13 protein-coding genes are annotated in these 15319 nt (G+C 34.0%); all 13 read right to left on the reverse strand.

Annotated features, from left to right (window positions below; translation table 11 throughout):
- Positions 1-69: 69 nt before the first annotated feature.
- Positions 70-1200: a hypothetical protein gene (locus PMOB_RS10245; protein ID WP_012208820.1), complete on the reverse strand. Its 1131-nt coding sequence runs from the start codon at positions 1198-1200 to the stop codon at positions 70-72.
- Entirely contained in the window at positions 1187-3193 is a 2007-nt protein-coding gene (ligA, locus tag PMOB_RS05155) for an NAD-dependent DNA ligase LigA (RefSeq protein ID WP_012208821.1), read from the reverse strand. The genes PMOB_RS10245 and ligA overlap by 14 nt, the downstream gene beginning before the upstream one ends.
- Before the next feature lie 14 nt (positions 3194-3207).
- Entirely contained in the window at positions 3208-3567 is a 360-nt protein-coding gene (gene acpS, locus PMOB_RS05160) for a holo-ACP synthase (protein WP_012208822.1), read from the reverse strand.
- Positions 3545-5632, reverse strand: a complete 2088-nt coding sequence (locus tag PMOB_RS05165) for a cell division FtsA domain-containing protein (protein WP_012208823.1) — start codon at positions 5630-5632, stop codon at positions 3545-3547. The genes acpS and PMOB_RS05165 overlap by 23 nt, the downstream gene beginning before the upstream one ends.
- Before the next feature lie 17 nt (positions 5633-5649).
- Positions 5650-7983: an endonuclease MutS2 gene (locus PMOB_RS05170; protein ID WP_155811060.1), complete on the reverse strand. Its 2334-nt coding sequence runs from the start codon at positions 7981-7983 to the stop codon at positions 5650-5652.
- Entirely contained in the window at positions 7977-8498 is a 522-nt protein-coding gene (locus tag PMOB_RS05175) for a hypothetical protein (RefSeq protein WP_012208825.1), read from the reverse strand. Before PMOB_RS05175 ends, PMOB_RS05170 begins: the two co-directional genes overlap by 7 nt.
- Positions 8499-8514: 16 nt before the next feature.
- Positions 8515-10359 carry a 1-deoxy-D-xylulose-5-phosphate synthase gene (gene dxs, locus PMOB_RS05180; protein ID WP_012208826.1) on the reverse strand — a complete coding sequence of 615 codons (1845 nt, stop codon included), beginning with the start codon at positions 10357-10359 and terminating at the stop codon, positions 8515-8517.
- A 61-nt stretch (positions 10360-10420) separates the two neighbouring features.
- Positions 10421-10876, reverse strand: coding sequence for a transcription antitermination factor NusB (nusB, locus tag PMOB_RS05185; RefSeq protein WP_012208827.1), 456 nt, complete (start codon positions 10874-10876; stop codon positions 10421-10423).
- On the reverse strand, positions 10848-11300 hold the full coding sequence (locus tag PMOB_RS05190) for an Asp23/Gls24 family envelope stress response protein (protein WP_012208828.1): 453 nt from the start codon (positions 11298-11300) through the stop codon (positions 10848-10850). The genes nusB and PMOB_RS05190 overlap by 29 nt, the downstream gene beginning before the upstream one ends.
- A 54-nt stretch (positions 11301-11354) precedes the next feature.
- Entirely contained in the window at positions 11355-13808 is a 2454-nt protein-coding gene (gene mutS, locus PMOB_RS05195; RefSeq protein ID WP_012208829.1) for a DNA mismatch repair protein MutS, read from the reverse strand.
- Positions 13809-13973: 165 nt separating this feature from the next.
- Positions 13974-14591, reverse strand: a complete 618-nt coding sequence (gene clpP, locus PMOB_RS05200) for an ATP-dependent Clp endopeptidase proteolytic subunit ClpP (RefSeq protein ID WP_012208830.1) — start codon at positions 14589-14591, stop codon at positions 13974-13976.
- A gap of 3 nt (positions 14592-14594) precedes the next feature.
- Positions 14595-14900 (reverse strand): extracellular matrix/biofilm biosynthesis regulator RemA family protein, encoded by a 306-nt coding sequence (locus PMOB_RS10570; protein ID WP_012208831.1) that lies wholly within the window; start codon positions 14898-14900, stop codon positions 14595-14597.
- 80 nt (positions 14901-14980) lie between these two features.
- Positions 14981-15253 carry a hypothetical protein gene (locus tag PMOB_RS05210; protein WP_012208832.1) on the reverse strand — a complete coding sequence of 91 codons (273 nt, stop codon included), beginning with the start codon at positions 15251-15253 and terminating at the stop codon, positions 14981-14983.
- Positions 15254-15319: the final 66 nt, after the last annotated feature.

The following is a 15319-nucleotide window of genomic DNA, read 5'->3' on the forward strand; positions in this document are numbered from 1 at the left end:
TGCCTTTTATAATTAAATAGAACTTGCTAACTTTATTAGTAGATAGATAAATTTAAAGTATTGAGAATTTTAAAACCCTACTTCAATTGAAAAGGATATTTTGATAAACGGCGTTGTTTCTCCGTACGGTCCAGGCCAACCTTCCACATCTTCTTTTCTCTCATCATCGTAGGGTGTTTCTAAATCTATTTCACCTTTGAGGTAGTGTTCGAAGGTAATTTTGTATCTGGTTGTTTCGTTGGCAATATCCAATCCTATTAAGTAACCTTCCATGTCGTTCCCGTAGTCAAAGCCTATGGGAATATCTTCTTCATCGTATTTGGCGGTATATTTCAAGTAAGGTGCCCATTGATTGTACATCCAAGTGTAAATCTTATAATACTCAATTTTTGGAGATATGTAGTATTGCGAAGTTTTACCTACTAATCTTGTTCCTACTCCCCAAGCGAATGCGGTCGGTTTGTAATCTGTTGCTCCCCCTTCAGTATCGGGTACAACAAAATCGTCCATCGCAAATTGCCCGTATATTTGCCAACCCTTGGTAGGAATGATAGAAGCATCTACTCCCAACATATTATTTGAGAATCCTTCACCAAGGTTGTTATGAGCTATACCAAAAGGGTTAGCATCAGAAAGGTCAGGATATTTACCGCCGATCAAATTTAATTCGTTCAAAGAAAGTCTAACTCTATCGAAAAGATTAAATTCTAATCTGTGTATAAACAAAGTTTTTAAAGGATCAGAATACCCAAAATCTTCCAATCCAGATCTATCAGAATTACCATCAAAAGAGGTATCTTTTTGCCTTTTTAACTCATCTTCAGTTAAGTAAGGGTCGAAGAAGTACATGGCTGAGACAATTCTCATACTTCCGGCATCGTATCCACCCATGAACCCAGTAACATAGGGTAATGAGTCAGATAGATATACCCCTCTTTCCAAATCTGACCAATTCGTTTCAAATATTCCACCAATCAGCCACAGAGGATCAAAAGATTTGTAGAAGAAGCCAGGGTAAACTTCAAAATCATCGTTTGAATTTATTGGATAAGGTGTTATGTTTGTAAAATCTTTTCCTGTGTATATTGAAGATAGTAGATAAACTTCGTTTGCAGTTATCTCAGAGAAGCCCTTCGTATTAAAAAAAATGAAGATAAGTACTAATGTTTGAAGCGTTACTATTTTTCTAACTTTCTCCATATTTATCAAAGAACTCTTCTTCACTCATTATAGTAATTCCATAACTTTGAGCTTTATCTAGTTTAGAACCAGGGTTTTCTCCAACGACTAGGATATTCGTTTTCTTCGTCACGTTTTCAGAGAAGGTTCCACCTTTAGATTCAACGTATTCGGCGAATTCTTGTCTTGTCATTTTAGAAAGAGCACCGGTTTGACATATAACTAAACCTTTTAGAGGTCCTTCTAATTTTTCTTCTTCTTTTTTCCCCATGTTGACTCCTGCATCTTTTAATTTCTTAACGATCTTTTTAACTTCTTCCTGTGAAAAAAACTTTATAATTGCATTTGCTATATCTTCACCAATTCCCTCTATTTCTACAAGTTCATCGAATTTTGCATCTATTAAACTGTCTAAATTTTTAAAATGATTTGCAAGGTCTTTCGCAGTTTTTGAACCAACATTTGGTATACCAAGAGCGTTAATTAATCTATCCAGTTCTCTATTTTTGGATTGCTCTATTTGTGTCAATATATTTTCTACTGTTTTGTCTCCTATACCTTCTCCCAAGCTTCTAATTTTTTGTTCGTTTAAATAATAAAGATCGGCTATATCTTTAAGTAAACCTGCATCTACCATTCTTTTTAATATCTTTGGCCCAAGCCCTTGAATATTCATTGCGTTTCTTGAAACGAAATTTTCCAACGTTCTTAAAAGCTTTTCTGGGCAAGAGGGATTCAAACATCTTATTGCCACTTCTGATGACTTTATTTTTCCAACTTTTCCACCACAGACAGGGCATTTTTCAGGGGGTCGGATTATTTTTTCTTCCCCAGTTCTTTTTTCTTTAACGGGCCCTATAACTTGGGGAATTATGCCACCTGCTTTTTCAATTAATACATAATCGCCTTCCCTTATATCTCTTTCTTTTAGATAATCAAAGTTGTGCAAACTTGCCCTTTTTACTATTGTTCCTTCAAGTTGTATGGGGTCAAATTCTGCAACAGGAGTTATTATCCCTGTACTCCCAACTTGCAGTTTTATAGCTTTTAGTTTCGTTTCTTTCTGTTCGGCTTCAAATTTGAAAGCAATTGCCCATCGTGGGGATCGGGCGGTTTCACCAAGGAGTCTTTGCAGTTCAAAACTGTTCACCTTAACTACTATCCCATCTACTTCGTATTCTAATTCCTTTCTCCTTCGATTCCATTCTTTCCAAAATTCTATAACTTGTCCGATATCTTGGGCATTTTTGTAATTAGGATTGATTCTGAAACCAACTTCTTTCAGAAAATTTATCGCTTCTTCTTGAGTTTCTAAGTTGTAATTTTGAGGGAAGATAACGTAATACATGAAAGAGCTTAACTTTCTTTTTGCCACTTCTGTACTATCCAAAAGTTTTAAAGTGCCCGCTGTTGCGTTTCTAGGATTAGCGAAAACAGGTAACCCTTTTTCTTCCCTTTCTGAATTTATTCTCACAAATTCTTTTTTTGGCATGTATATTTCTCCACGTACTTCAATAGTTAGATTTTCCCTCAATCTTAAAGGAATAGAGGGGATCGTTTTTACGTTTTGCGTGATATCTTCTCCGGTTGTTCCATCGCCTCTGGTTATAGCTTGAGTTAATACTCCATCGGTGTACCTTAAAGCTACCGATACTCCATCTATCTTTAGTTCACAAAAGTACTCAACATGGTTTAAACTCAAGTTCTTTAAAACTCTTTTGTGAAAATCTAAAATTTCTTCTTCGTTGTAGGTGTTATCTAAAGATAACATCGGTATCAAATGATTTACTTTATTGAATCCCTCAACAACTATACCACCGATTCTTTGAGTTGGAGAATCAGGGGTTTTCAATTCGGGATATTTTTTTTCGAGCTCCACTAGTTCTTTAAAAAGTTTATCGTATTCCTGATCCGAGATAATAGGATCAGCCAATACGTAGTATCGGTAGTTATGTTCTTCTATTTCTGCTTTTAACTTTTCGTATCGTTCTTTTATGTTTTTTGGTATGTCCAAATTACAATCCCCCTTTAGTCCTCATCTATCACAACCGCTGTTGCTACGGCAAACTCTCTTTCATGGGCTATAGATATGTGTATCGTTCCGTTACCTCCAAACTTTTCAAATAGATATTTCACCGATTCTTCATCTAAATACGGTTCTCCACTTTGTTTGTTTAATACGGTAATTTGTGAGTAAGGGATAAACCTTTTGAAACATTTTATTAAAGATTCTTTTACTGCAAAACGACCCGCTGCATATTCTTTTTTTCTTTTTTGCCCTTTAAACGTATCGTATATTTCTTTTTCTTTCTGAGAGAGAATTTTTTGGACGTTTTTTTCGTTGATCCTGTCGACTTTTACGATGTCAACTCCTATTCCTCTGATCATTGATTAGCAACCTCACATTCGCACCTGGCTCGATCTTTTGTAGAAAACTTTCAACTTTTTGGTCATTTAAGTAAATTTCATAAGACTGAATTTCTTCAGTGTTTATGGAAAGATGAGAAAATACATCTATTAATTGAACATCCTTTTTTACCTTTTTAATTGAATAATTAGCTCCATTGCTCACTTCTTCTTCTATGTCAACTATTTTTCCATCATAGGATGCGATTATTTCTTCTTTGTTTAAATGAACCTCTTTCCCATTTAAAAATACTTTCATCTTTTCGGTTTCGATATCCAAGAATTCTTTTATCTTGGGGAGCTTTACCGCTTTTGTTTTTAGAAGATCTCTATTTTTTATTTGATAATCTTTATCTAAGATTTCTTCGTCTTTCATGATAATAGTCCCCACTGGGACTTCATATGGAAGGTTATTTATTGTGAAGAAAATTTTCTCGTTGTACTCTTTAAATACATCTTCTATTTTTGGAGGTGAAGTAAATATTTTATCTCCATCTTTGATCTCTTCTTCTAAACTTTCTACTTTTTCACCGTTTTTTATTACAGTGGGATAAGCAGTTTTGGGTTCTCCATTTAAGTAAAATTCAATGGGTTGAATTACGTCTTTCAATTTCAAATTGACAGGTTTGCCGTTTTTGGGTTCTTCTATTTCAATGTGGTCTCCTGGTTTAATGGGAGAATGTATATCCGCAGATACGCCGTTTACTGTTATTTTTGCCTTTTCGCCCATATTCCCCTTTTTTATCTGTAATTTTTCGTTCAGTTCGAAAGCTATCGCAGGGGAGGGCAGTCCAACCAATTTGTCTAGCGAATAACCTGATTGTAGTAACGCTTGTAAGACGTTCATGTCTTTACCTATGATTAACATATTTACATTTCTTCCGTTTATTTTGATGGTATTGAATACACTACCCTGTTTTTTCAGTGCGACATTTACTATACCTAAAGGAGTTATGTATTCACTACCTTCCATCCTTTTTGATTCAAAAATTATATTCTCCAAGTTTTTGGTAGTTTTCAGAGATACCCTTTCTTTGGGAAGCCCAAGTTTACTGGCTAATTTTTCGGTAAAAGTTGGTACTTTCCCTCCTCCACCTACTACCATCACAGCAACGGGAGGTTTCCCGTTTAGATTTAATATTTCTTTAGCTATTTTATCCGTTATGTTGTCTATAATAGGGGTTATTATCTTAATTACTTCTTCTTTTCTTACAATTTGTGGACTATCCAGGATATCGTTGTAGGTAATTTCATCGCTTTGAGATAATTGTTTTTTAATCATTTCAGCGGTTTTGAAATCCACCAATAGTTGTTGAGATATAATGTCTGTTATCTCATCTCCAGCTAGAGGTACCATTCCATAGCCGGTTATTACCCCTTTATTCGATATAGATATGTCGCTTGTTCCTGCTCCCACATCCACCATTGCAACATTCAGGTTTCTCAAGTCCTCAGGTACAACTAAACTTGTGGCGGCTATCGGTTCCAATGTGACATGGATAGGTTTTAATCCTACTTTATCCAATACAGACATCATAGCTTCTACAACATTTTTTGGTAGATAAGCTGCCAAAACTTTTACCTTTGCTTGATTACCTCTTTGCCCTTCTAGATGTTTAATCCATTGATTATCAAGACTGTAGTAAAGTATTGAGTATCCTACGCAGTACATTTCTTGTGAGTAGTTTAATTTTTCTGTAGATGCTTTGACTGCTTCGAGTTCCATCTTTTTGATTGTTTCACTATCTAAATAACCATGAGTTGAAATATCGAGGCTGTATGAGCCAATTGAAGAGATTAGAAACCTACCAGCTATAGCGATGGCAACTTCGGAAAGATTGATGGAACTTTCCTCTTCCAGTGTTTTCTTTATTTTGAAAACACCTTTTGCAACCTTGTTGACGTCATGAATCTGTCCGTCAAGCATCGCTCTATTTTCGTGTTCAACTTCTGCAAAATGCTTGATTATTATACTTTCCGTTTCTTCATCATATTCTGCTAATATCCCTACAAGAGTCCTTGTACCTATATCAAGTCCAAAGAGCATTTCCATTCCCCCATTATTTAAACTTCTATTACTGTCGCCCCTGTTCCCCCTTCTTCACTTCGAGCGATTTTGAAATCTTTAATTAGAGATGATTTTCTTAAATAATCCCAAATCCCCATAGCTAGTTTCCCAGTTCCTTTTCCGTGTATTATCCTTCCCTCTTTTATTCCAGAACTTATTAAATCCGAAATAAATTTTTCTATTTCGGGTATAGCCTCATTTACCGTATAACCTCTAATATCTAATTCGGATTTTACACTTTTCTTTTGATCTATTTTAACGTAAATCCTTTTTTCTTCACTTTTTTCTTTATCTGAGTTAATTATAGGCTCAATCTCCGTTGGACTATAAGTTATCTCTATCGGAGAACCATCAATCTGAACGGTTATCTTGGAGTTTGTAATCCTTTTTACCGTCCCCTGAATATTATTGGATGCTTTTACTTTCATTCCAACTTTTATCTTAGACTTTTCGATTTTTCGCCCTTTTTGATTTTGAGATAACGCTTTTCTCATCTCTTCAAGTTGTGAAGCCATATTTTCAGATTCTTTTAGTTTTTTGCTGATTTCTTGTGAATCGATTTGATCTTTTTTTTGCTTAATTTCTTTTAATACGGTTTGAATTTGGTTTCTCATATTTTTTATCTGTTCTTTAAGTTGATACAACTCGGGTTCAAGACTTTCTATCTCTTTTTTCTTTAGTTTTTGTAGTTTTTCTTCGTACTCCTTTTTCGTTTTATCGATTTCTTCTTCTTTTTTCTTGATCCTTTCTAAACTTTCTTCGTATTCATTGTGGATAGAAGTTAATCTACTTAGTATTTTTTCACTTTGTGAAAATTCTTCGTTGAGATTTATTTTACTTTCTTCTATAATTTTAGGGTCAATGCCCAATCTTTCGGCTATTTCAATGGCATGGGATGCTCCGGGTACGCCTACAATTAGTTTGTATGTAGGTTTAAGTGTTTCAATGTCAAAAGACATAGAAGCGGCGAGTAGTTTTTCTTCTTCCAAAGAGAATGTTTTGATCTCAGACAGATGTGAAGTAGCAAATATTATGGGCCCTTTCATTAGCAGATACTTCAAAATAGCTTTGCTTAAGGCAGCTCCTTCAATGGGATCGGTTCCTGTTCCTAATTCATCTATCAATACAAGAGATTTTTCACTAACACTTTCAAGTATATTTTTTAAATTCAACAAATGGGCAGAAAAAGTGCTTAGGTTTTGAGATATATCTTGTTGGTCTCCTATATCCGTGTAAATTTCTTCTATAAAAGGAATTTCAGCCTTTAAAGCTAAGACTGGTAAAGCAGAATGAGCCATAAAAAAAGCTAATCCAATTGATTTCAAAGAAACCGTTTTACCCCCTGTGTTGGGGCCCGTTATTATCATCCCGTTTTTATCGAGTTCTACATCTATGGGGACTATTTTTTCTTTTGGTATTAATGGATGTTTTAGTTCTTTGAGAAGAATCTTTTTAGTAGTATGGGGTAGAGTGAATACTGCATTCATATCTTTGGCGTATCTGGCTTTCGCTATATTGGCATCTATATATTCTATTATTTCTATATTTTTTTCTATTTTAAATTTGTTTTTTTGAAGTTCAAAGGTCAAATTTGAGAGTATCCTATTGATTTCGTTCTTCTCTTGTGAGAATAAATCTGTAAGCTTTTCGTTCAGTTCTATAATCGTATCTGGTTCTACAAACAAAGTAGCACCGGAATCGGATCTTCCAACGGTAATACCTTTTATAACATTTCTACTTTCACTCTTTAACGCTATGCATAATCTTCCGTTTCTTTCCACAGGCTGATCTAAAGAAAGGTATTTAATATACTTACTTTTTATCTTGTTGAATTCTATATTTAATTGACGTTTTACCGTGTCTATGCCGTTTCTTATTCTTTTTAATTCGATTGAGGCGTTATCTTTAATTTCTCCTTCAGGAGTAAAAACTTTAAAGATCTGATCTTTTAACTCAAGTAAAGGTTTGTAATCTGATATCTTATCAGTGAGTAGATCGTTTATACCGTTGTAATGTTTGTGGATGGCATAACCGTCTTGCAAAAACTCTCCAATCTTTCTGAATTCTCTACCTTCAACACTTTCTTTGTTGCCGATCTTTTCAATTATCGAAGGGATATAACTTAAACCATACAAATCTTTTAATGTACCTTTAATCGCCATATCAAAAAAAACTCGAGAAATGTTCACTTCTCGGTCTAATTCTGTTAGATCTTTGTACATTTTTACATTTTTTGAAAAATAACCTTTCCCATAATCGGTGTGACTATAGGTTGAAATTAAATTTAATATTTTTTCGATTTCCAAATCCTTGTAGGTTTTTTCTAAAATTTAAAACTCACTCCCAACGAGATTGGTAGATAATTAACGGTTAGACTTTCTTCTTCGTAGTACCGTGTCTCGTAACCAACAGACAGAGATAAATTGTTGTAGCTGATACCTCCATTAATAAGTATTTCCGTTTTAAAGGTTTTAAAATAGTCTTCCGTGTGTACGCCTCCGAAAGCGGTTACCAAAAAATCTAAATTGCCGATTATATTGGTAGTATATTTCATATTCAAACCGAGAGAAATTCCAACATCTTCTACACTTTCCAAGCTCTCTAATAAATTGTAATTGTAGAAAAATCCCAAATAAGGACCATAAGAAATTTCTTCACTATCTTCGGTTGGAATTAAAAAAGAAATCCTTCCCCCTGTGTAATCTAAACTCTTTTGAATGTCTGTGGTACCTGTTGAATCAAGTGTGTAGGAGTATGACGGGGTTAGTAATAACTCAAAAGCATACGTGACAGTAGTTATGATAAAGAATATGGAAAGTACTAAAAAAAGTTTATTTTTTATCATTTTTTTACTCTCCCTTTTATTCATAAGATGATTGAGTTTTAACCTTGGAGATAATTTTTTCAAAGTTTTCCTTTATCGCTTTTATAGAAAGATCGCATTCGTCTAATTGTTCTTCTCTTGTTGCATGAGAAACAAACTCATCTTTCACACCAAATGGGTAAATTTTTTTATTTCTCAGTTTGAATATCTCTTCGTTGAAACCACCTTTCAAACTTCCCTCTTCATAAACAAAAATATATTCAGCCCTTTGTTCTAATATTTCCAAAAAGTATTCATTTAAAGGTTTGACACTTCGTACCCCGATTATATTAACGTCATAATCTTTAAGAGCTTCATAAACATTTTGCGAGATAGTTCCAACGGCAAGGGCGTATATCCTAGAATCGGCCATTTTTAGATACTTCCACTCACCATCTACTATTTGAAGATTGTCGAGTATATTTTGTATTTCTATCGTTTCTCCATCTCTTGGAAATCTAATAAACCGAGGCTTTTTCAAACCCTTTATTACGGAAGTGTAAATCATATTAGCTAAATCTTGGGCGTTCAACGGCGTCCAGATTTCAACATTTGGAATTAACCTCGTATATGCTATATCAAAAACCCCATGATGAGTTGGACCATCTTCTCCAACCAAACCGGCCCTATCCAACAAAAATAGAACTGGGATCTTTTGTAAGGCTACATCATGAATAAGTGAATCAAACGCTCTTTGCATGAAAGTAGAGTAAATATCAACAACCGGCAAGACCCCACCTAAAGACAGAGCAGACGCCGTAGTGACTATACTTGGTTCGGTGATACCCATATCGATGACCTTGTCAGGGCATATTTCTTGAAGGACATTTAGCCCAGTCCCATCGGACATGGCTCCCGTAAAAGCTAAAAACTCATAATCTTTTAAATGAGATAACGTATGCCCAACAATTTTACTGTAAGAGACTTTGTTCAGTTCTTTTTTGGATACGCCATGATATTTGGTGGGAGATTTCTCGGTTTCTTCGAAACCTTTGCCTTTGGTGGTAACAACATGCAGTATTACAGACTTCTCATCATAAGCTTTAATGAATTCTAAAAACTCTTCCATTTTTTTGATATCATGTCCATCGACGGGTCCATAATACTTGATTCCTAACTCTTCAAACAGTGATGCTGGAGTATCGTAAATAGAGAATTTTAAAGCGTTTCTGACTTTTTTTAAAACTGATTCTACATCCTTACCCAAAGAAGAATCTTCTAAAGAACTCTTTAAAATTTCTTTTGCTTGGGTATACTCTTTTTTTATTCTAAAATTATTCAACAATTGGGAAATCGTTCCTACATTTTTTGAAATAGCCATGTTGTTATCGTTTAGAACTATTTTAACTTTTACATCTTGATAGTTCAACTGATTTAACGATTCAAGAGCCATCCCACAACCTAAGGCTCCATCTCCAATAACAGCAACTATATTCCTTTTCCTGTTTTTTATCTTATCAGATAGTGCATAACCCAAAGAGGCTGCTATGGAAGTCCCTGCATGCCCAGCACCGAATCTATCCGCTGGTGATTCGTAGATATTTGTGTACCCACTTATGCCACCTTTTTCACGTATGGTTTTGAAATCTTTCCAACGCCCCGTCAAAAGTTTGTGCACGTAAGATTGATGACTGGTATCCCAAATAATAACGTCTTCTATGGGGTCAAATATCCTGTACAATGCAATTGTTAATTCCACAACGCCCAAATTCGAAGCAAGATGACCATTGTTGTTGTATACAACGTTAAAAATATACTTTCGAATTTCTTGAGCTATTTCTTCTAATTCTTTGTAACTCATGTTCTTAAGTGCATTATACAGAGGAGTATTTTGCGAGGTCATACATGTCGTATAGATTTTAGTTACTTAAAATCTATACTTCCCCCCTTTCAATTTTATGGCTCTACATAATCGATGCTTGTGAACGTGCGATCTTATCCATAATTCCATTAACAAAAGCTGCGGCTTTTTGAGTCGCATAAGTTTTGGTTAACTCCGTTGATTCATTTAATATTACTTTGACGGGTATATCTTTTTTGTTAATTAGCTCGTAGATAAAGATTCTCATTACGGTTTTTTCAATGTTTCCTATTCTTTCTACGCGCCAACCCTCTGAGTATTTGTTGATCAACGCATCATACTCATTTTTATTTTTATAAATATCTTCAATGTATTGTTTAGCTTCCAAATAATAACTTTCTTCTAGATGCGCCTGTTCGTTTAATTTTTCAAAAGTGAATAATATGTTGTCTAATTTAACATCCTTTATAGATAGTTGGAAAAGACTTTCAAAAATTAACTTTCTCATCATCCTTTTTTTCGGTATGTTTTCATTCATTCTTGTCCTTTTGTTCGTCATCCTCCTTTTCACTTTCAGGGGATTCTTCATTTTCCAAGGTTTCTTCTTCCGTTTCTTCCGTTTCTTCTATTTCTTCGTATTCTTCTTCCAACTCTTCTGGTTTTACAAGATTTTCGATGGATACGTCAATATTCGATACATAAACCTCCGCAATTTTTTCAAGATCGTCTTTAATCACTTTTTGAATATTTTTAGAAAATTCAACGATGTTTTGCCCGTATTTAGCAGGTACTTTTAACGAAATACTAACACTGGCGTCGTCATTAATTGTAATCTTTATACTTTTTTGCAAATCTTTTTGAATTTTCTCGTTATACACCTTTTGTTCCTTCAGATAACCTTCTACACTTTTGAAAACTAAATCTTTTAACACATTTTCTGAAATGCTTATTTCTCCAAAATCATTTTCCTCGTTCAAAGGCATTGTTTTTCCCTCCTTAAGATTAATATTTTACCTATTTTGTAATTATATCATAAATTAAAACATTTTTAACTGATTTTCCTGTGATTCATATTTTTTCTTGTTAATATTTTTAATTCTCTTCAACCTACTTTCCAAGTCAACTCTATTTGACAGTTGAGACAATATTTCTTTTGATCTTTCAATTATTTCTATGGGAAATCCTGCCAATCTTGCTATTTCTATACCGTAACTGTTGTCACTGGTGCCATCTTCAATTTTGTGTAAAAATATAACCCCATCCATAGTTTCTAAAACTTTTATCCTTTTTGCAGCAACTTCTTCGTATATATGTGACATATAAGTCAACTCAGTATAATGGGTAGCGAAGATTGTATTGCATCTTTTAACTTGAAATAAATATTCTGAGATTGCCCATGCAACAGAAATACCATCTAACGTACTCGTACCTCTTCCCACTTCATCAAGGAGGACAAGACTGTTATCCGTCGCTTTATTCAATATAGTTGAAACCTCTAGCATCTCGACTAAAAAGGTTGATTTTCCGCTAACTATATCGTCCCTTGCTCCGATTCTTGTAAATATACCATCATAAATGGGAATTTCAGCCTTCTCAGCGGGAACAAAGCAACCAATTTGTGCCATCACACTTATAAGCCCTATTTGTCTTATAAAAGTTGATTTTCCACTCATATTTGGACCTGTCAAAATTATATAAAATTTGTCTTCGCTTAAAAATAAGTCGTTAGGAGTAAATTCATCTACAAATCTTTCCACCACTGGATGTCTTGAGTTGATTATTTTGATTTCTTTGGAGTTTTGCACAAAAGTTGGCCTTTTGTAATTGTAAACTCTACTAACCTCTGCAAAAGACCTAAACACATCCAATTCAGCGATCTTATTGGATAGTTTTTCTATTTTATCTACGTATTGGCTTAGATGTGTCAATACCTTATCGTAAATATCTTTTTCAATAACCTTTATTTTCTCTTCTGATAATGCTAAGCGTTGTTCAACTTCCTCTAATTCTTTTATAGTGTACCTTTCCGTATTAACCAGCGTTTGTTTCCTAACGTAATTATCCGGAACTTTGGAGGACTGCGCTTTTGAAACTTCTATATAGAAACCATAGATCTTATTTCTTCCAACTTTCAAACTGCTAATCTTAGTTTTTTCTTTCTCCCTCTTTTCAATATCTTTCAAAACGCCATCTAAGTTATTAAATAGGTTCCTATACTCATCTAACTCTCCTGAAACACCTTCTTTAATTACTTTCCCGTTACCAGGAGCAATAGCAGGTTCTTCAATAATGGTATTTTCGATAAACTCTTTAGCTTCTTTAAGAACATCTACACCATCAAAAAAATCAGACAATCCTGGATTTGAAGTTAAAGATTCAATTATATAGGGAACCACTTCCAAAGAATCCTTTAAGGCTATAAGGTCTTTTGGGGTTGCCTTCATCAAAGAAATCCTGGAAGAGATCCTTTCGAGATCTTTTACAGATGCCAAATATTCTTTTAGTTCTTCCAATAAAAGAGGATCTTCAACTAAATGTTCGACTTTGTTCAACCTTTCTTCTATATTTTCTTTATCGGTCAAAGGAGTAAGGATGAATTCTCTCAATTTCCTATTCCCCATACTGGTTTTTGTTAATTTTAGAATGTCGTAAAGAGTTTTCCCCTTGTTTGAATTGGTGGGAAGAATACCAAGATTTTCTATAGTATTGGAATCTAAAAACATGTAGTTTTTTGTCTTAAACCGTTTTGGAAGTCTCATATGTTTAATCTTTGAAAATTGTGTGACTTCTAAGTACTTTAAAACAGCGTCGGCTACTTTTAATTCATCATCGTCGTAATCCAAATGATCAAGACTTAAAACTTCGTAGGTTTCTTTCAAATGATCTTTGAAATTGTTTGAAAAGTACCATTCGTCCAATATTTCTACATAAATCTCGTTGGTTAAATTTTTTATCTTTTTTGATAGTTGTTCAAGTTCTTTAGATAACAAAATCTGTACCAAACCAAAAGAGGAAATAAAGTCCAATAGTTCATCCTCTTTGAAGTCAAATGAATCTAAATAGAAGTCACCGGTTGAAAAATCAAAAATAGCTATTTTGTACAAATTCCCATTTTTGGTAATCAAGGCGGCAAATCTGTTACTTTCTTCCAACATTCCTTCGTCTATGATGGTACCAGGCGTCAGTATTCTAGTTACTTTTCTATCGACTATACCTTTTGAACTTTGAGGATCCTCCATCTGTTCACATATAGCTACTTTATACCCAGCATCTAAAAGTCTTTTTAAATAGTTGTTTAAGGCATGGTATGGAATTCCTGCCATAGGATTACCATTTCTTTTCGTTAAGACAATTTGCAATATTTCACTGACTTTTTTGGCATCTTCAAAAAAGGTTTCATAAAAATCTCCGAGTCTAAAAAGTAAAATAGAGTCTTTATATTCTTCCTTTATCTTTAGATATTGCTTTATCATCGGAGTTAAGTCACTCATAATTGATCCTCCTCACATTCTTTGACGCCATGTTACCTTTTAACAATTGGTTTATTACTAATATATCATCTCTTTAACCAAAAGAAGGACGCATTATTTCAGGCGCCCTCTTTTGATTTGAAAAGTTAATAAAATTTGGTTGGTGTTAATTAAACCGGTGTTTCATTATTTTTCGTTGTTTTCTTTAGCGGTTGCTTCACTCTTGGTTGTTATTACTTTATCTATGAGACCATAGTTTAAAGCTTCTTGTGCATTCATAAAAAAGTCTCTCTCGGTATCTTTTTCTATTTTTTCTAAAGATTGTCCAGTATGTTTGCTAAGTATGTTGTTTAGATCATCTTTTAATCTTAAAATTTCTCTAGCGTGTATTTGTATATCGATCGCTGTTCCTTCGGCGCCACCCCAAGGTTGATGTATCATTATTCTTGAATAAGGTAAAGAATACCTTTTACCTTTTGCACCAGCAGCCAATAATACCGCTCCCATTGAGGCAGCCTGACCTATACATATAGTTGAAATATCTGGCTTTACGTACTGCATCGTATCGTATATTCCTAATCCTGAGGTTACAGAACCTCCTGGAGAGTTTATGTATAAAAATATATCTTTGTCTGGATCCTGAGATTCTAGGAAGAGTAATTGGGCAATTATTACATTAGCCACATCATCGTTTATGGGTGTCCCTAAAAAAACTATTCTATCTTTCAACAATCTAGAATAGATATCATAAGCCCTTTCGTATCTTCCTTCAGTTTCTATAACTACCGGCATAGGTATTGACATAATTTATCGCCTTCCTTTCTTGATCTTTTCTATAATTTTTTTGGCTTCAAGTGTAGATAACACTATTTGACCGCTATCCATGTAAATAATCGATTTAACTGCTTTGCCATATGAAGCATCAATTAAACTAACAGAAGCAGTTAAAGGTGGAGGCAAATTTTCTAACTCGTTTGCATCTCCAAACTGAGTAACTACATCTATTCCATGATAAATCTTTTTTATTTTGCCAAACTGAACAAAGGAATCTGGAACTATAGAATGAATCCTCTCAGTAGGCACAAAAACACCTTTCCCAACCGATATAAACATTTCTATCAATCTTCCTCTTCCATATGCTTTTCGCTAAATTAATTATACACAACAAATATTATTTTTTGATTAAATTATCCTTAATCGATATCAGCCGACTCGCTCAATTGATTTTTTATCTTTTCGTATTTTTCATCAATTTGTGCTTTTTCTTCCTTTAAGCCAACTAATTTTTCTCTTGCGTAGGTAAGTATATCCAATGCTTTTTTATAAATTTCAAGGGCATTTTCAACATCCAATTCGTCTTGCTTTTCATTTTGAAAGTAATCGTTGATACGTTCCAAGAGTTTTAATTGTTCTTTGAAGCTCAAACTTTTAATTTCTTCCTCACTGAGTTTAATTATTTCTTCCATCCTTCTTTATTCACCCCTTTCATTGAATTTCTTCTTGCTTTAAGAAACTTTAACCATGTTTAGCGC

Origin of the sequence: Petrotoga mobilis SJ95 (assembly GCF_000018605.1) — a bacterium.
Taxonomy (GTDB): Bacteria; Thermotogota; Thermotogae; order Petrotogales; family Petrotogaceae; genus Petrotoga; species Petrotoga mobilis.